The 16,795-nt window shown below is 65.9% G+C and carries 17 protein-coding genes and 3 pseudogenes; 8 read left to right on the forward strand and 12 right to left on the reverse strand.

Going from position 1 to position 16,795, the window contains the following annotated elements:
* A partial coding sequence (locus tag IEZ09_RS44305) for a transposase (protein ID WP_189259871.1) occupies window positions 1-206 on the reverse strand: 206 nt, incomplete at its 3' end.
* Between the two features lie 22 nt (window positions 207-228).
* On the opposite strand from IEZ09_RS44305, the gene IEZ09_RS44310 reads away from it, so the two are divergent.
* Window positions 229-423: a hypothetical protein gene (locus tag IEZ09_RS44310; protein WP_189259872.1), complete on the forward strand. Its 195-nt coding sequence runs from the start codon at window positions 229-231 to the stop codon at window positions 421-423.
* A gap of 543 nt (window positions 424-966) precedes the next feature.
* On the opposite strand, the gene IEZ09_RS44315 is transcribed toward IEZ09_RS44310, so the two are convergent.
* From IEZ09_RS44315 to IEZ09_RS48060, 6 genes and pseudogenes are all read right to left on the reverse strand, one after another.
* Entirely contained in the window at window positions 967-2,916 is a 1,950-nt protein-coding gene (locus IEZ09_RS44315; RefSeq protein ID WP_229813502.1) for an ATP-binding protein, read from the reverse strand.
* Between the two features lie 72 nt (window positions 2,917-2,988).
* Window positions 2,989-3,240, reverse strand: a pseudogene (locus IEZ09_RS48055) (helix-turn-helix domain-containing protein); the annotation flags it as partial.
* 609 nt (window positions 3,241-3,849) lie between these two features.
* A complete protein-coding gene (locus tag IEZ09_RS44320; RefSeq protein WP_189259874.1) occupies window positions 3,850-4,764 on the reverse strand; it encodes an alpha/beta fold hydrolase in 915 nt (304 codons plus the stop codon).
* A 13-nt stretch (window positions 4,765-4,777) separates the two neighbouring features.
* Window positions 4,778-6,202, reverse strand: coding sequence for an amidase (locus IEZ09_RS44325; protein ID WP_189259875.1), 1,425 nt, complete (start codon window positions 6,200-6,202; stop codon window positions 4,778-4,780).
* Window positions 6,199-6,606, reverse strand: coding sequence for a TetR-like C-terminal domain-containing protein (locus IEZ09_RS44330; RefSeq protein ID WP_229813503.1), 408 nt, complete (start codon window positions 6,604-6,606; stop codon window positions 6,199-6,201). The genes IEZ09_RS44325 and IEZ09_RS44330 overlap by 4 nt, the downstream gene beginning before the upstream one ends.
* Window positions 6,607-6,612: 6 nt before the next feature.
* Window positions 6,613-6,786: pseudogene (locus tag IEZ09_RS48060) on the reverse strand (helix-turn-helix domain-containing protein); the annotation flags it as partial.
* A 191-nt stretch (window positions 6,787-6,977) separates the two neighbouring features.
* Between IEZ09_RS48060 and IEZ09_RS44335 the strand changes: the two are divergent.
* Both IEZ09_RS44335 and IEZ09_RS47620 read left to right on the forward strand, forming a co-directional pair.
* Window positions 6,978-7,142 carry a transposase domain-containing protein gene (locus IEZ09_RS44335; protein ID WP_229813504.1) on the forward strand — a complete coding sequence of 55 codons (165 nt, stop codon included), beginning with the start codon at window positions 6,978-6,980 and terminating at the stop codon, window positions 7,140-7,142.
* A 548-nt stretch (window positions 7,143-7,690) separates the two neighbouring features.
* A pseudogene (locus tag IEZ09_RS47620) lies at window positions 7,691-7,894 on the forward strand (isochorismatase family protein); the annotation flags it as partial.
* A gap of 66 nt (window positions 7,895-7,960) precedes the next feature.
* Here the strand turns inward: IEZ09_RS47620 and IEZ09_RS44345 are convergent.
* Complete coding sequence (locus IEZ09_RS44345; protein WP_189259877.1) at window positions 7,961-9,334, reverse strand: IS1634 family transposase; 1,374 nt, start codon at window positions 9,332-9,334, stop codon at window positions 7,961-7,963.
* Window positions 9,335-9,717: 383 nt separating this feature from the next.
* Window positions 9,718-11,064 (reverse strand): cytochrome P450, encoded by a 1,347-nt coding sequence (locus tag IEZ09_RS44350; protein ID WP_189259878.1) that lies wholly within the window; start codon window positions 11,062-11,064, stop codon window positions 9,718-9,720.
* Between IEZ09_RS44350 and IEZ09_RS44355 the strand changes: the two genes are divergently transcribed.
* From IEZ09_RS44355 to IEZ09_RS47170, 3 genes are all read left to right on the forward strand, one after another.
* Window positions 11,063-12,445, forward strand: coding sequence for a flavin-containing monooxygenase (locus tag IEZ09_RS44355; RefSeq protein ID WP_268247694.1), 1,383 nt, complete (start codon window positions 11,063-11,065; stop codon window positions 12,443-12,445). The two genes, IEZ09_RS44350 and IEZ09_RS44355, sit on opposite strands and share 2 nt — an antisense overlap.
* Entirely contained in the window at window positions 12,436-12,627 is a 192-nt protein-coding gene (locus IEZ09_RS44360) for a ferredoxin (protein WP_189259880.1), read from the forward strand. The genes IEZ09_RS44355 and IEZ09_RS44360 overlap by 10 nt, the downstream gene beginning before the upstream one ends.
* A gap of 816 nt (window positions 12,628-13,443) precedes the next feature.
* A complete protein-coding gene (locus IEZ09_RS47170) occupies window positions 13,444-13,758 on the forward strand; it encodes a tyrosine-type recombinase/integrase (RefSeq protein WP_229813505.1) in 315 nt (104 codons plus the stop codon).
* A 15-nt stretch (window positions 13,759-13,773) separates the two neighbouring features.
* Here IEZ09_RS47170 and IEZ09_RS44370 read toward each other — a convergent pair whose 3' ends face one another.
* The gene (locus tag IEZ09_RS44370) at window positions 13,774-14,403 is read right to left on the reverse strand and encodes a beta-carotene 15,15'-dioxygenase, Brp/Blh family (RefSeq protein ID WP_268247695.1); all 630 of its coding nucleotides are present in this window, start codon (window positions 14,401-14,403) and stop codon (window positions 13,774-13,776) included.
* On the opposite strand from IEZ09_RS44370, the gene IEZ09_RS44375 reads away from it, so the two are divergent.
* Both IEZ09_RS44375 and IEZ09_RS44380 read left to right on the forward strand, forming a co-directional pair.
* Window positions 14,359-14,604, forward strand: coding sequence for a PhzF family phenazine biosynthesis protein (locus IEZ09_RS44375; RefSeq protein ID WP_301326581.1), 246 nt, complete (start codon window positions 14,359-14,361; stop codon window positions 14,602-14,604). The genes IEZ09_RS44370 and IEZ09_RS44375 overlap by 45 nt on opposite strands.
* A gap of 546 nt (window positions 14,605-15,150) precedes the next feature.
* Window positions 15,151-15,987 carry a chorismate-binding protein gene (locus IEZ09_RS44380; RefSeq protein ID WP_189259882.1) on the forward strand — a complete coding sequence of 279 codons (837 nt, stop codon included), beginning with the start codon at window positions 15,151-15,153 and terminating at the stop codon, window positions 15,985-15,987.
* A gap of 30 nt (window positions 15,988-16,017) precedes the next feature.
* On the opposite strand, the gene IEZ09_RS44385 is transcribed toward IEZ09_RS44380, so the two are convergent.
* Together IEZ09_RS44385 and IEZ09_RS44390 are read right to left on the reverse strand one after the other, a co-directional pair.
* Window positions 16,018-16,281, reverse strand: a complete 264-nt coding sequence (locus tag IEZ09_RS44385) for an integrase core domain-containing protein (RefSeq protein WP_229813507.1) — start codon at window positions 16,279-16,281, stop codon at window positions 16,018-16,020.
* A partial coding sequence (locus IEZ09_RS44390; RefSeq protein WP_189259884.1) for an IS3 family transposase occupies window positions 16,245-16,795 on the reverse strand: 551 nt, incomplete at its 5' end. The genes IEZ09_RS44385 and IEZ09_RS44390, both read right to left, overlap by 37 nt.

A 16,795-nucleotide genomic window follows, 5' to 3' on the forward strand; every position in this document is an offset into this window, starting at 1 on the left:
TTCCGCAGCCGCTCGTGCGCGGTCTTCCACGGCCCATACCGTTCGGGCAGGTCACGCCAAGGCGCGCCGGTGCGTTCCTTCCACAGGATCGCGTTGATCACCTGCCGGTGGCTGCGACACCGCCCGCCTCGCTGCCCGCTCTGCGCGGGCAGCAACGGCGCGATCGCTGCCCAGGCCTTGTCCGTCAGCTCACCACGTCCGACCACACACCATCATCTGCATACGATCATGAGAAAGATCCGCAGGACACGCCCTAGCACCTCGGGTGAGCCGGACATCACCATCGAGATCACCACCCGGCTCTACCGCCCGGCACTGGTCCGGGCCTGGGACCGGCTGCACCCCAAGCTCACCTCCCGGACCGCCTGGGCAGGCCACGCCGGAGCCCTGCCGATCATGGAAGGCACGGTGATCCTCCTGTAGGTCGAGCGCCTGCCCTCTGGGGCGATCCCGAAACCCGTGTTGTTGTGGCATTCCTGCATCAGGCTGCCCCAGGCCAAGATCGACATTGCGTGTAGGCGTTCCTGCGCCGGTTCGACATCGAGCACACTTCCGCACGCTCAAACAAACCCTCGGTTGGGCCACCCGAAACTACGCTCACCTGAGGCTGCCGACCTCTGGATCTGGCTCCTGCTAGCCGTCTACACCCAGCTCCGCCTGGCCGCGATCACTCCGTCGATGTGCACCGTCCCTGGGAGAAACCCGGCCGGCTAAGCGACTGAGCCCGTCACGGATCCGCCGGAGGGTCGGAACCTGCGTCCACAACTGGCCTGTCCCGCCCGTGTCCCGAAAACCTCACCTTCCGGCCCAGGACGCCCCGCGGGACAGTGAACCACCAGCCCGCAACACGCCATAACGCCCACACCGTCACCAGTGCAAGCAAGCAGAAACCCAAGCGCGGCAAGAAGACCGAGTCCGGCAACCCACGACCTCGCCGAGCAGGTTGAAGCTGAAGCTAGCGAAGACTCACTTCCCAGGCAGCCGGGCCAGCTCGGCCTTCACCTGGGTGTAGTGCACCGACCTCGAGAGTTCTTCGCTCGCCAGGGCGTGTTCCAGCACGACAGCGGCCTGTTCATGGTCACCGGTATCGATCAGGCAGCGGCCCACCCACAGCGCCATGAGTGCCTCCAGCATCTTGGACCCGTTCTCGTCATGGACTCTCCTGGCTCGGGCCAACATGGTCACCGCGTCCTCGCACTTCCCCATCGCGTGCAGGCACTGCCCGATCCCTTCGATCACATACGCCACCTTCCCCTTGCGCGGCTGGGTGATCTGTGCCGCGCGGTGTGTCTCCACCTCCGCCAGCAGGTCCTGCAGCACAATGAGAGCCTCCTCCGCGTAGCCGAGGCGGAGCAGCATCGTCCCGTAGCGCTGACGCACTGACATCTGGACGTCCCAGAAGTCCAACCGGGTGGCCAGCTCCACGGACTCCCGAAGGATCTTCTTCGCCACATCGGCGTCACCGAGCAGAGCGTGGGCGGTGCCGAGGTAGGACAGAGACCAGGCCTGCTCGAGCGTGTCCCCGGCCTCGATGGCGACCCGCAAAGCCTGCTCGTGGTACTCGATCGAGGTCCCCTCTTTCATAACTGACCATCCGACGGAGTTGAGCACCTGTGCCTCGGACCGCTTGTCACCCAAGGCGCCTGCGGCCTGGACACCGAGGAGGTAAATCTCCTTCCACGGTGCGGCGAACCAGTGGTGGTCGGCGTACCAGTGCATCCCCTTGGCCAGGTCCAGCACCTCACGGTGCCAGGCACGCCGCGCCGCTTCCCGCACCGCCGCCACCCAGTTGGAGTTCTCCTGCTCCAGCCAGGCGAGTGCCTCCTCCAGCGACGCGAAGACCTCGCTCCCAACAGCGCTGGGGAACCAGTGCACGCCCGCCTCACCGGCCGTGCTGAGCAGGTGGCGCAGCACGGCCTCGGTGACACGGCCGCGCTCAGCCTCGGCGTCTTCATCCTCCCACCGCTCGCGCGCGAAGAGGCCGATCAGGTCGTGGAAGCGGAACCTGCACTTGACCTGTGAGACGACCACCATGCTCGCGTCCACGAGCTCGTCGAGGTAAGCGAGGGCGTCTCGTTCGGACATCTCCGCCGCGACCCGGACCAGTTCGATGCCGAAGTCCTCGCCAGGCACCGCCGCAAGGCGACGGAACACCATACGTCCGCCCGGCGAGAGCCTTCGATACGACATCTCGAACGCCGAACGCACCTGCAGATCCCCCGCCGACAACGAGACCAGCCGCGTGCGTTCGTCACGCAACTGGCCGATCAGGTAAGCCAGCGTCCAGCGGGGCCTGCTGGCCAGACGGTTACCCGCGATCCGCAACGCCAGCGGCAGATTCCCGCACAACGCCGCCAGCTTCGCCGCCTCACCAGGCGCCTCCCGCACCCGGTCCCCCACGATGGAGCCCAGCAACGCCACTGCGTCGAGATCCTCCAACGGCCCCACCTGCAGCCAGGACACCGCCTCCAGCCCCACCAGCAAACCACGGCAGGTCACCAGCGTGCGGCAACCCGGCGCAGTCATGAGGAACGGGCGAACCTGAGCCTCATCAGCGGCGTTGTCCAGGACCACCAGCACCCGGCGGCCAGCCAGCACCGCCCGGTACACACCGGCCTGTTCGGCCTCGTTCGCCGGAATGCCGCGCTCAGGCACACCCAACGCCCGCAACAGCCGCTCGAACACCACACGCACCGGCAACGGCTGCTCGTCCACACCACGCAGATCGATCGCGAAGCAGCCGTCCGGGAACTCGTCGCGCAGCTGCCGTGCGGCGAACCCTGCCATCACCGTCTTACCCACACCCGGCTGCCCCACGATCGCCACAGTGGAGTGGACTCGGAGCAGCTCCCGCAACCGCACCAGCTCCCTCTCCCTGCCGACCAGATCAGGTGGCACGAGCGGCAGTTCAGCCACACCAACAACCGGTTTGGCCGAACCACGCCGACGCCCCTCCCTCGCGACCTCCACGAACTCCACACGAGCCGCGCCCACCAGTCCGAGCGCATCCGCCAGCACCTCTGCCGAACGACGCTGAGCCGCGCTGGCACGGCCATGTTCAAGCTCACGCAAGGCACGAACGCTGACACCAGACAACCGAGAAAGCGCCTGCTGACTGAGACCTGCTGCGCGCCGATGCTGAAGCAACAGCCCACCGAACAGCAATGGCTTGTCATTCGTCTGATCCACAGTCACAACGTATCCGGCGAACACCGACGCATCGGCGACAGCCGTACACACCGATCAGGTGAAGTCATCCCGCACCCTGACCGACTGGAAGGAACACGGCGACCTGATCCGGTTGAACTCACGAAGGTAGTCAGTCGGCCATACTTGCTCGACGGACGCCTTGGCATTGGACCGCAGGTGTGCTGTCGGTTGGACGGCGAGCGCCATCGAGGCGGAAGCCGCGTGTGTCCCGGCATAGTTGTGTTACCAGCGCCGCCAGCGATTGCTGAGCGCGTCGTAGCCGTCTCCCCCTCCATTGGGACACCATTGGCGAGTTCGACGGCGTGACTGTGCCCGGCATGATCAACGCGATCATGCCGGAGACGGTTGTTGCTGGAGGTTGCGGTGTCGTTGCGTCCGCGCAGGTGTACGTCGTTCCGTCCAGAGGCCACGGAGGTGTTCTCACGCCGCGGCCAATCCGCGGTCTCTCCTGCATTTGTTGGCGCTGGTATCGCAGCGAGTCCTGGACGCGGTGTTGGAGGCCAGCGCGCGTGTGAGACTGGTGAAGTCAGGTGGCCGGCATACCCCAGCTCGTACCGCGACCTGCTTGTCTACCGAAGGACGCCCCCGGCCCGCGTACTCGCCGTGATCACGCGGCACGGCCGCGGGAGCCAACGGGGGTCAGGTGCGGTGGCGACCTTCGTCCACAGCCGTAACCACCTCCAGGATGGTGTCGCGCACGACGGTCGGGCACTCCTGGGGAATCAGGTGGCCCGCCTGCTCCACTATGACAACCCTTCCTTTCGGTGCGTCCGCCATCAGCCTGGTCGCCGTCTCGTTCAGCAGGGGGCGAACCCGTGCCATTCCCCGGTCGACCCGGCCGCCCTGCAGGCAGACCGTGGGCACGTCTGGTGTGCCGGTGTCCTGGAGACGCCGCAGGGTCGGCAGCGCGGACGCGATCTGCGCTGCCTCCCTACTGCCCGCGCGCATCGCCCTCATGCACGCATAGTCACGCCGCAGGACCGTCCGGTCGGCCTCGCTGATCTCCGGCGCGAACCCGGTCGGCAGGGACATCTTCTCGATCAGCCCGGTCATGCCCAGCCAAACCAGCATCGCCATGACCCGGAACGACCACGCCCCCACGATCGCGCTCATCCGACTCATCGCCTCGGCGAGCGAGGAATCCACGAACACCAGTCCGGCTACCCGATGCGGGTGCCGGTCGGCGAAGAGCCTGATGATGGGGCCACCCCAGCTGTGGCCCACGAGAACGACCGGCTCCGCCTCACCCAGGGCGTCGAGCATGGCGGTCAGGTCGTTCACGATGCGGTCGAGTGTCCGGTCGTGCGGATCGATGTCGCTGCCGCCATAACCCGCCCGGTCGTAGGACAGGGTGCGGGCCCGCGCGCTGACCTCCCGCTGGGTGTGGACCCAGCAGGCGGCCGGCGCGCTCATCCCAGCCTCGAACACGACGAGTGGGCCTGGTCCCTCCCCCGCCACCACGGTGCGCAGCCGCCGCCCGTCCGGCAGGACGATGATGTGCTCGGTCAGGCCGACGCCGGGATCAAGGTCGAGGGGTGACTTCTGACGTGGCATGTGACGTTGCCCCTCACCGGTACCAACAGGGCGGATGGAGGTCGGACCAGAGAGACCCCTCCTCGAGTTGCGCGGCGAGCGCGAGAATCTCTGCGTCGTGACGTTGCCGACCAACGAGCTGCACTCCGTACGGCAGCCCATCACCGTCCAGATGAGACGGTACGGATACAGCTGGCTGCCCGGTGAGATTCACCCAGGGCGTGTAACAGGACCAGTCCAGCATCAGGTCGGACACCTGCTCGACACCGTCAGCGAGGTAGTACCCGATTGGAACAGGCGGACCGCTCGTCGTGGGCGTCAACGCGACGTCATAGTCGTCGAGCACTGCCAGGAAGGTGCTGGCGTACCGGGCGAGCATCGACTGCGCCCGCATCACGTCACCAGCGGAGAACTCCGCGCTGGCCGCCACGAGGTGACGCGTGTACGGCTGCAGCTGGTGCTGTCGACCCGGCGGCACCAGCGTCGGGACCACGAGTCCGACCGAGGACGCGAACCAGGTCGCGAGCGCCTGCCGGGTCAGCTCGTCACACCGGGCCGGTACCGCGATCTCCCGTACGTCGTGCCCGAGGTCGCGGAGCAGGCGCGCCGCGCGCTCCGCCGCATGGACCGACTCTGGATGCGGGTCAAGGCCGTCGAGCCCTGTATCTGTCCACATCGCGACCTTCAGCGGGCGCGGCGGATGAGTGACGGCGTCGGCGAAGCTGGTCGTGGAGCACCAGCCGTACAAGTCGCCGGGCCATGGGCATGCCATCACGTCGAGCAACAATGCCGCGTCCGCCACCGTTCTCGCTATCGGGCCTTCGGTTCCCACGCTGAGGAACGATGTCGCTGGCGCCGCGCTCACCAGGCCTCGACTCGGCTTCACGCCGACGAGGTGGCAGGCCGCGGCGGGTGTGCGGATCGAGCCCGCTCCGTCGCTGGCATGCCCCACCGGGAGGAGCCCGGCGGCGACCGCCGTGGCCGCGCCACCACTGGACCCGCTTGCGTACCGGGTCGGGTCGTACGGCGTGACCGCCGGGCGCTCGGTGACGCCGTTCTCCGTGTAGCAGGTCGCCCCGAACTCCGGGGTGTTGGTCTTACCGACCACGACCGCGCCAGCCCGCCGGAGCAACCCCACGGTCCAGGAGTCCTCTGTCGGGACGTGGTCGCCCAACGCCGCCGACCCGAACGTCGTTCGGATCCCGGCCGTCGGGTACAGGTCCTTGATGGCGAGCGGAAGCCCGCACAGGGACGACCATTCGCCACGCGCCAGACACTCGTCTGCGCGCGCGGCCTCCCGCAACGCGAGCTCGGCAGTGACCGTCATGAACGCGCCGAGCTCTCGATCGAGCCGGTCGATGCGAGTCAGGTAGTGCTCCGTCAGGTCGCGCGAACTGACCTGCCCGGTGCGCAGGGCGGCCAACTGGCGGGACGCGGACAGCTCGTGGAGATCGCTCACCGCAGCACCGTCGTCCCGGTGATGAGGCAGTGCGCCGAAAGCGCGACCGCGTCGAAGAACTCTGGGGTGACCGCCTGGCGGCCCACTACTCGCCGATGCATCAGCGGTCCTTCCAGCACGTTGCCGACCAGTGCCAGTTCGGGCACCTCACGGATCTCTCCGCGGCGCACGGCCCTGGCGATCGCGTTGACGAGTGGCTGGTCGCGCCGCTGGATCATGCTCCGATAGGCGGCGTCGGCCTCCGGGTCATGCCTCAGGTCCGCGAGCAGCCCGGTCAGACCGTCAATCCAGGGCGCGGCCCATACCGTGGCCAGGTTCTCGACGAAAGCTCGGAGATCGCCGTACAGCGAGCCGGTGTTGAGATCGGCGACGGGCGGCAGGTACTCGTCGAGCACGTCGGTCACCAACCGCGCCTTGCTCGACCACCTCCGGTACACGTCTGTCCGGTACGCCCGAGCCTCGACCGCGACGCGCGCCAACGTCAGCGCGTCGTAGCCGTGGCTCGTCAACAGCGACCAAGCCGCCGAGAGCAGCCGCTTCTCCAGATCAGGATCCCGTGGCCGCCCTGGCATCCGCGCTCCCATCGACACCTATTAAGCTACAGAATGTAGCGAAATACGCTAGCTTGTCCCCGAGCTGCTCGCAAGAGCGCGAGCATCTGGAACCAATGCCGTGCAGTCAGGGCGTGCGCCTGGCTGTCAAGGCGGCTGAAACGAGGCAACGGAGTTCCTGCTGGAACAGCGTCGACCAAGATCGCTATCCGCAGAGAACTCCGTTGCACACACAGGGGGCGTTCGCGCCTGAGCACCTGGGCGGGCTGACCCAAGCGGTGCCGTTCGACATGGTCGACGAGGCACTCGCCGAGACCCGCGCGTCCCAGTCCCGTGTGCAGGACCTGCGCTCGCGTGTGGTGGTGTACCTGCTGCTGGCCGCCTGGTAGAACCAACCTGTCTCCAGCAACATCAACTGGCGATCCTGAAGTGCGGGCCCTATGCGCGTGTCCCAAAGCTTGTGCTCCAGGTTAGAAAGGGCCGACGCCCCGCCTGACCGTCGCAGGTTGCAACGAGCGCCGACCTCCAAGACGAGCCCCTTGAATTCCGTCACGCCCTGCGACGTCGACTTGTGCTGGCGACCTGCCCCGACGAGACCCGCTGCACCCTCGTACCAGGCCATGCCGGCTTCTCGTACCGCTCTCCTGGTTTGGAAACGCATGCCGCCCACCGCGGGACGCTCCGGGAAGCGCAGCACGCCGACGCACCCCTACCCTGGTCGAGGTCCATGTCAACACGCAGCAGACGAACAACCAAACCAGGCACAAGCGTTCCACAGGATGGAACGAGCTAGCGACACACGAAGGTGTACCACATATCTTCCGTTCGCGAGCGTGGGATTCCCGAATGGCGATTGCACCGATTGCACCGATTGCACCGATTGCACCGATTGCACCGTACCGCATGCCGACTGCGGCCGAAGTGCCTGAAAACAAAAGTGCTGTGGACACTCGACGCGCGGCGTTCTGCGTTGCTCATCCACGACATGCAGCGTTACTTTCTGGCCCCGTTTGCACGTGATCGTTCACCGGCAGACGAGCTTGTGACAAACGCGACTGCCCTTCGTCGCGCATGCACCGAGGTTGGCGTACCCGTTCTGTACACCGCTCAGCCAGGATATATGACCGACGAACAACGCGGTCTGCTCAAAGACTCCTGGGTCCTGGCATGTCCGCGGATCCCGCGCATCAAACCCGACTTGGGCCATTTAGTGCGTGTCGTAGATGGTGTCGAGGGCGGCTTGGAGGTCGTCGGGCACCGGGTCGGCGGCGGTGAGGGTGTGTTCGCCGGCCTGGATTTGGATGGTGCGGTAGCGGCGGGCGGTGGTGACGAAGCGCTTGATTGACCAGCCGGTGCGGTTTTCGATCCAGCGGGAGACGGCCAGGGCGGCGAAGACGATGGTCAGGTGCGCTTCGATCGATTCGCGGGTGTGGTGGTAGATCGGCCGGGCGGCTAAGTCCGATTTGGACATGCGGAAGGACTTCTCGACCTGCAGCAGGCGACTGTAGGCGCCGATGACCTGCTGGGGTTCGGGGTCGGGCAGGTTGGTGACGTAGCCCTTGATGCCCGCCAGTGCCCGGTTCTTGGCTTCCAGGTCGCGGTTGACGCTCTTGGTTGCCCCGGTCAGCTGTACGTAGCGGTTGCGCTTGACTGGCACCTTCCCGGCGACGGCGTTCTCGGCCTTGGTGATCTGCTGGTCGATCCCGCGCAGGGTGCGGCGGGCCCGGTCGGTTTTGTACTGGTAGATGAAGGTGTGATCGCGGCGCTTGTCGGTCGGCCCGGCCGGCCAGGGCTGGATGAAGATCTGCCCGTCGTCGATGTCGGTGTCCGGGTGGGCCTTGCGCCAGTCGGCCACGACGAACGGAACATCGGGGATGCGGGCGCCGAGGATGAAGGACAACCCGGCGGCCTCGATGGCCTTCTTGTTGGCGTCGGAGACCATCCCGGCGTCGGCCACGACCGTGACGTCGGGCAGGTCGAGCAGCAACGTCGCCGGGCCCAGGCGCACGTGGTCGGCGCAGGCCCGGGCCAGCCGGGCCCGCCACCGGCCACCAGCAGGATCGACGGCAACGGCCTGCACGGCCGAGTCCCCAGCCTCGGCGACCTCGGCGCCATCACCGCTGGCGTCAGCGTCGGCGTAGACCCGCAGCCGCCGCTTGACCGTCCGGTAGGACGGCGCCTCGTGCCCGGCCTCGTCCAGCACGCGCAGGGAGTCCAGCTTGCTGGTCGGCTCGATGATTCTCGCCAGCACCAGCGACCTGAACACCTCATCCCGCCCGGTCGCCGCCGCGAACCCCAGCGCGCCATATCCGCAGGTCAGCGCGTCCAGCAGGTGCCCCATCCGGGAGGACGTCACCGGCAACGCGGCGCCCTTGTTGGCCGGGCTATCCGGCAGCCGCAGGTCCAGCTCGCCCTGCCCCGCGGCCAGCCGCTGCCGCGCCACCGCCTTGAGCAGTTCCAGGTCCGCATCGGTGTGCGCCGACCCGATGTGCTCGATGTTGCGCGATCCCCGGTGCTGGGAGTGCACGATCTGCACCGCCCGCGCACCAGACGCCGTCTTCACCGTCCGCACATACGCCACGGCCGACACGATAGAACCGCCGGATTAGTGCGTGCCCACCGAACCAACACCCCAGGTCACAGCCCCAACAACCCTCGAATCAACGAAACGTGGCCCAAGTCGGGTAGACGGAGATGGCGCGTTTGACCACGCGGGGGTTGCTGCGGGATCGGCGACGGTGAAGCTGCCGCAGTCGGGATCGGCGTCGGGACGGGTGAGGTAGCATCGCTGATCGCCAGCCGCAGCGCCTGGTAGGTGACCAGCAGCGCGTAGAGCTCCTGCTGGACCCCGGTTGGGGTGCGGGCGCGCAGCACCCGCCCGCCGAGGATGGTGGATTTCAGCTGACGTTGGTTGTCGTTCCCCGCTCGACCGGGACGCAAGCGCCCTGACCGGGCATCAGGACATTAACGGGTTTCAAAGGTCATCTTCAGCGGCCTGGGAACGATCACGAACAGGATGTGTTCCTTGGTGATCTGTCCTGCCGCCGGTTTCGGCGCGAAGCGCCGACAGATCGTGGCTAGCCCGAGCGCGGTCTCGGTGACCGCGAACCCGTCGCCGATGCACCGGTGCTGACCCGCGCCGAACGGCACATATGACGTGCGCCGGAAGTCCACGGCACGTTCCGACAGGAACCGGTCGGGGTCAAACGAGTCCGGGTCGGCGAAGAGCGCGGGGTCGCGGTGCATCGACACCGGGCTGAGGATGACCTGGGCACCTTTCGTGATACGCACCTCGCCGAGCACGATGTCCTCGTTCGCGCGCCGCATCAGCATCCAGAATGGGTAGAAACGCAGGATCTCTTTGATGAAAAGGTTCGTGAATTCGAGCTTGCCGATGTCCTCGAACGTCAGCGGCCCCTCGCCCACGATCGCGGCCACCTCGTCCGCAATACGTTGTCCGATCTCGGGATTCTGGCCGATGCGGTACAGCGACCAGGAGAGTATCATGCCCATGGTCTCGCCCGAGGCCAGCGCAATGGTCAGTACCTGGTTGCGGATCTCGACGTCGGTCATCACCTCACCGGTGTCCTGGTCACGGGCTGCGACGAGCATCGAGAGCAGGTCACCCCGGTCGACACCGTCCGCGCGGTAGGCGGTGATCACATCGCCGATAACGCGCCACATCTCCTCGATGCTCGCGGCGAAGCGGCGGTTACCCGGTGTGGGCAGCCTCTCCAGCACCGGGAACGGGTTCATCATCCGCCACATCACGCCGTCCTGGAAAGCGGGCCAGTTCGCCCGGAGAACCTCGACTGCGCGTTCACCGATCTGCGAGGAGAAGATCGTCTTCGCCGCCATCGTGAGAGCCGTCTCGCTCATCGTCGGCAAGACATCGAGCGTCTGCCCATCCTCCCACGCGGCGATCCGCCGCTCCCACTCCTGAGCCATGGTGTTGGCGTACCTCGCGATGCGCTCGCGATGGAACACGGGCTGCATGAGGCGCCTCTGCTTGAGGTGCTCGGCGCCGGAGGAGGTGGCGAGGCCGTTGCCGGTGATGGCGGCGACCTTGTCCCAGAAAACGCCCTTGCTGAAATGGTGGGCCTCGGAGACGAGGACCTTCCGGACGAGGTCCTCGTCGTTGACGACGTAGGCGGGCTTCGGGCCGAGTCGGATCTCTACGACGCCCTCGCCGAGGTCGCGGACGCGCTTCAGGAACGAGATCGGGTCACGTTTGAACTCGATCACGTGGCCCATGAATGGCAACGCTCCGGAGGCGGTCCGAGCCGCACGGGCCGAGTCGATAGAGGTCATGGCGACAATTGTAGCGCGACCGACGTCACAACCACGATGGCCGAACGGCCAGCGACAAGGGCGACGGCGTAAACCATTGACCAGCATCAACCGGGCCCAAAGTATTCGCATCCCCAAACGTTTTACCCGAACAACTCACAACTACTCCAACCAGTCCACTATCCTGGAGTACGTGAAGCACTGCACCGAACAGTTTGGCGTGCGCGCACACATTGAGTTCAAGACCGAGATCTCCCAGGCGTGGTTCGACGAGAAGGCACGAGTCTGGCGCCTGCGCACAACCGAGGGTGACGAGCACGCGGCCCGTGTTGCGGTCACCGCGGTCGGCCAGCTCAACCAGCCGAGAATGCCCGAACTCGCCGACATTGACCAATTCGTCGGCACGTCGTTCCACTCGGCTCGGTGGAATCACGGGCACGACTTGACCGGGCGATCCGTCGCGGTGATCGGCAACGGATGCAGCGCGGCCCAGTTCGTGCCGAAGATCGCGGAGCAAGTGCAGCAACTGCACATCTTCCAGCGCTCCCCGAAGTGGATTATCCCGAAGTGGAGCCGGAAGATCACACCGCTGGGCGCGCACCCGGTGCCCCAGAGAATCAGCCGGGCGGGGTGGTATGCGAGCGCAGAGGTCATCGCCCACTCGCCGATCAACCACGGCATGTGGGGCCGGGTGCTGACGGCAGCAGCGAAGTGGCACCTGCTGCACCAGATCAGCGAGCTCGAGTTGCGCGCGAAGCTCACCCCGAATTACCCGTTCGGGTGCAACCGGATGATCCTCTCCAACGACTACTACCCCACCCTGACCCGCGACAACGTCACCCTCGTGACGGAGCCCATCGAGCGAGTCACGCCAACCGGCATCGCGACCGCCGACGGACGCCTGCGCACGGTCGACACGATCATCTACGCCACCGGGTTCCATTCCACCCACTTCCTCGCGCCGCTGCAAATAACCGGGCCAGGCGGCAGCCTGCACGCGCGCTGGCGCGAGGCCCCAGATGCCTATCTCGGAATGATGGTTCCGGGTTTCCCGAACTTCTTCATGCTCTACGGCCCGAACAGCAGCTCAGCGAGCAACTCGGTAATTGCGATGCTCGAAAGCCAGGCCCGCTACGTGGCGAGCAGCCTCGACATGATAGGTGACAACAAAACGGTTGACGTCACACCTGAGGCCTTTGACGATTATCAAAAGGCCCTGCGTCGCCGGCTGGCGAGCACCGTGTGGACCGAGCAGTGTACGAGTTGGTACAAGAACGGCACGGACGGTCACATCACAAATTTGTGGCCGCGCCGGGTGTCGACGTACCGGTGGCTCACCCGCCACCCAGAAAGGAAACATCTAGTCATTTCCAGCAGTGTCGGAGGAACATCATGCGCTTGACAGTGGACGAGCACCTGTGCGGTACGACGGGCCAGTGTGTGTTGATCGCACCTGAGCTGTTCCGGCAGCGCGCCGACGGCGTCGCCGAGGTTCTTGCGGCCGAGCTGTCTGAGGAACACGACGAGGACGCCCAGGAGGCGATCCTCGGCTGCCCGGTGGGCGCGATCTCGACCCACAATTAACTTGATCCGATAGGACAACGCCAAGTTACGCCGTTCCCTTTGGTCTGCAAAACGGATTGATCGCAGGCTCGACCGGAACGGAAATCGGAGCGGCATCGTCCAATGTCCAACCCGATCAGGAACGGGTTAAGCCTTCGGCCATATTTTAGAGTCTTGACTGCTCCCCACTGCTAACTTTGCGACCATAACCCCAGCCGCGGGCAATTCTGCAGTCCGGTAGGAGGCGATCCATGGTCACCGTCGAGTCGTCGTCCTCGTTGTTAACGCGGGACAAGGTGGTCACGCTCTTCCTCACCGACCCCGCATGGCAGCACATCAATCTCGTGGCGTTCGCTGTGGTGGGTCTGCTGGCCGGGCTACCGCACGGTGCCATCGACCTATTCCTCGAACTCGGCCCGAACGGCGCGCCGCACGGCCGGACACTCGCCCCGCAGATCGCGGTGTACGTGCTGGTCGTCGCAATCGCGCTGGCGGTGATCCTGTGGCGACCCGTGCTGCGACCGGCTGCGACCCGCGCTGGTCGCCGGCGGGATGGACGAGTCGCTCATCGACACGGTCCTGCGACAGCTTCGCGATCCCGACTTTTGGGACTTCGAATTCACGTTGGTGACCGCATGGGGACGCAGGCCAGTCGAGTGACAACCCCTCGAGATCGACGGCACGAGCGGCTCCTCGGCACACGCGAAGCCACCACGCGCAACGCACGACTGACCGCGATCCGAGCTGTGCTGGCCCGCGCCCTGCCGGACCATCCCGAGCACGCCGCCACGATCACGCGCGTGCTGGCCATCCCGCCGCGCCGTCGGGCGACCGAGGTTGATCGATTTCCTCACCGAGCCCGAGACCGACGCACTGCTGGCCGCGTCGGACACCAGCGCCGGGACTGGTCGGCGCGACCAGTCCATGCTCGCGCCTGACGTCCAGACCGGGCTCCGCGTCGGCGAGCTCACGAGCCTGACCACCCCCATGCCATCCACTCGGGACGAGGCGCACGTGACCTGCACCGGCAAAGGCCGACACCAGCGCGCCGCGCCGTTGACCCCCAATGACGTCGACTTCCTGAGCCCTTATTGCTCGTCGCTGGATGGCAAGCACGTCACGATGCACACCCTGCGGCAAACCGCCGCGTAGCGTGCGAATTGTTGCTCACCTTCGGTTGAGCCAGAGGTCGTAGCGGAAGATTGCGACGGCGTGTGGCATCGTGAGGGCGGCCAGCAGCGCGCCCGCCCAGATGGAAGGCCGCAGCTCGGCGAAGGAGTGGTCGATCACGATCAGCGCGGCGAAGAGCGCGAGCGCCGCGATGGTGAACGGCACGGTGTAGAGGACGTACCGCAACAGACTGCGCGCCACCCGTCCTGACGCCAGGTCGGAGCGGCTGGCGGGTAGTTGGGGGAGCGTGCGGAGCACGTGCCGGGGCGAGTGCCAGAGCGCGAAGTAGACCGGGAACGATACGAGCGGCGGCAGCACCAGCGCCGAGACCCAAAGCAGGATCAGCTCGAACACGTCGATGCGCTGTCGCCGCATGACCTTGCGGGCCACTGTGACGATCAGTGCCCCTACAGCGGCCGCTAGCGCGACGCGGGCAGGCCCTATGAGTGCGGTGGTCACGTGCGGCCCGCCGAGGGGGTCGACGAACTGGCGGACCTCTTCGGGCCAACGGACGAACAGCATGACGGTGAGTGGGGCGCCGTACGCGAATGTCTCGACCATCGAGATCCGCTGCTTCTCACCATGCCGGTACGCGTTGAACGCGGTCTCAGGCGATCTGCTTCGCAGGCTCCCGTGACAGCTGGCGAATCCGGATGTTCTCCCCCCGCCTACGGAGTCAAGGAGGACGCGGCGACGGGATCCGCCGCGGGCCCGCTCGCGATCCACCTCATCAGGCACGGTCTGCTCGACCACAGTCGGCCGATCACGATCCATCAAGGCATCGAAATGGGCAGGCCCTCCATCATGCGGGCGAAGGTCACCGGCTAGGAGAACGGATCGACCTCGTCGAGGTGAGCGGTCAAGCGGTGATCGTCGGCAGAGGGGAACTGCTGTGACACATCCGGATCTCACATCCCCCTTCGCGTTGCTGAAACGGGAGGGAAACCACCAGGTCGAGCTGCTGCGCGGTCCCGTGATCGAGGCACGCACTCTCAGCGACCTGCCCGACCAGGAAATGCTAATTCTGATGCCATTCCGTCAGGTTCACGAGCGGGGTTTCGAGCACATCGACGACGGCACTCCGTTGGCGCCATGCTCGTATGCTCCCGTACGACGATGTCTGTCGAATGCGCCTTGGACGCTTTGCCGCAAGATGAAGTCGTCCTGCGCGACAGCTGGTTCGACCTCGACGACGATGCCTACGCCCGAGACAGTGCGCAGGGTGGTGTCCAACGACATTGAGACCGGCTTGGGATCGGACTTTGTGATCAAGAGAACGCTCCGCGGGGAGGTGGACGACTGGTCGCCCACCAAGGCGGCGTCGCTATTCCGCAGACTGCTTGCGACCGAGCAAGGCGCATACTGGACGTTCGGGTGCGCACGGGTACTCGCACGCTGGTAGGAGGGAGTCCCGAAATGCACGTCACGCTGCGACGCCAGGTCATCAGCATGAATCCCATCAGCGGAACATTCCGGTATGGAGCCGACGGACAGTCAGAGGCGGACTTGTTGCGATTCCTCAACGATGTCAAGGAAATCGACGAACTCCACATGGTGGTGGACGAAGAGCTGAAGTTGATGGCCAGGATCTGTCAACTAGGCGCCCATGTGACCGGCCCCCGCCTTCGGGAGATGTCACGGTTGGCACACACAGAGTACCTCCTTCGCGGAAAGTCCACTGTGGATGCTCGCGCGGTGCTCAGGGAGACGATGTACGCACCGACGGTCACCGGAAGCCCGCTGGCAAGTGCATGCCGGGTAATCAAGGCGAACGAGCCTGACGGACGCGGATACTACGCCGGCGTGCTCGCTCTCCTGGGCAAAGAACGCTCTGGCCAGGCCTGGATCGACTCGTCGATCATCATCCGCACAGCGGAAGTGGACGAATCGGGAAAGGTTCGCATGACCGCGGGCAGCACACGGGTCCGACACTCATCGCCAGTGCAGGAAGCTCACGAAACAGCGACGAAGCTCGCCGGGTTGCGCTCGGCCTTCACCGGCCAGGTCGCCACCACGGCGGCCGGCAGCCGATCGCCTGCTCCGCAACGCTTGGCGACGTTGCCGACGATTCAACGCGCGCTGCGTCGGAGAACGAGGTATCTGGCGCGGTTCTGGTGGCAGGACCCGGCGCGGCGGCCGCGGAACCAGGGCGAGGAACTAGGAGTGCGCGCACTGGTGGTCACCGCTGAGGACGACTTCACCTCGATGTGAACCGTCACGAGTTTGAGACCGGCTTCGGTTTCAGACCAGCGTCGGTCGGCGTGGTGGGTATTGAGAGTAATACGCGGCTTCGTACTCGGCCGGGGTCAGGTAGCCCAGTCGCGAGTGCAGTCGGGCGTTGTTGTACCGGCGGGCGTTGTTGTACCAGTCCGCCCATTCCATGAGCGCGAACTCGACCTCGGCGAGGGTCTTGAACGGGCCGTGCCGGTTGATGACCTCAGCCTTGAACAAGCCAATGATCGACTCCGCTAGAGCGTTGTCGTAGGCATCGCCCACCGAGCCCATAGAGGCCGAGAGTCCTTGCAGAGCAAGGGATCGGTGAACTTCACGGACGTGTACTGACTGCCCGCATCGGAGTGGTGGATCAGTCCGGGCTCGACCGGGTAGCCGTGGTGGTCACGGCGCCACACGGCCATGTTGAGTGCCTTGGACACCAGCGCGGTCGTCTTCGAACTGGACGCGGCCCAGCCGACGATCGCGCGGGAGCAGGCGTCGAACACGAACGCCACGTAGGCCCATCCCGCCCACGTGGAGACGTAGGTGAAGTCAGCGACCCAGACCAGGTTCGGCGCGGTCGCGGTGAAGTCGCGGTTGAGCCTGTCAGCGGCGCGTATCCCGTCCTTGGCCGGGACCGTGGTGCGCAGCCTGCGGCCTCTGACCACGCCGTTGAGACCAAGCCCGCGCATGATCCGGTCCACGGTGCAGAACGCCACATCATGGCCCTGGCGACGCAGGTAACAGGTCATCTCGCGGCGCCCGTACATCTCCTCCGGTGTGCCCCGCAGGTCGCGCAGGGCGT

It is taken from the genome of Lentzea flava (genome assembly GCF_014648475.1).
Lineage (GTDB): Bacteria > Actinomycetota > Actinomycetes > Mycobacteriales > Pseudonocardiaceae > Lentzea > Lentzea flava.

Bases quoted from the DNA above. Each gene is read 5' to 3' on its own strand.
- IEZ09_RS44320 (WP_189259874.1), bottom strand. From the start codon at position 4,764: ATGCCACGTCAGAAGTCACCCCTCGACCTTGATCCCGGCGTCGGCCTG.
- IEZ09_RS44355 (WP_268247694.1), top strand. From the start codon at position 11,063: ATGGCGACAATTGTAGCGCGACCGACGTCACAACCACGATGGCCGAAC.
- IEZ09_RS44385 (WP_229813507.1), bottom strand. From the start codon at position 16,281: ATGGGCTCGGTGGGCGATGCCTACGACAACGCTCTAGCGGAGTCGATC.
- IEZ09_RS44360 (WP_189259880.1), top strand. From the start codon at position 12,436: ATGCGCTTGACAGTGGACGAGCACCTGTGCGGTACGACGGGCCAGTGT.
- IEZ09_RS44375 (WP_301326581.1), top strand. From the start codon at position 14,359: ATGCCGGTACGCGTTGAACGCGGTCTCAGGCGATCTGCTTCGCAGGCT.
- IEZ09_RS44310 (WP_189259872.1), top strand. From the start codon at position 229: ATGAGAAAGATCCGCAGGACACGCCCTAGCACCTCGGGTGAGCCGGAC.
- IEZ09_RS44350 (WP_189259878.1), bottom strand. From the start codon at position 11,064: ATGACCTCTATCGACTCGGCCCGTGCGGCTCGGACCGCCTCCGGAGCG.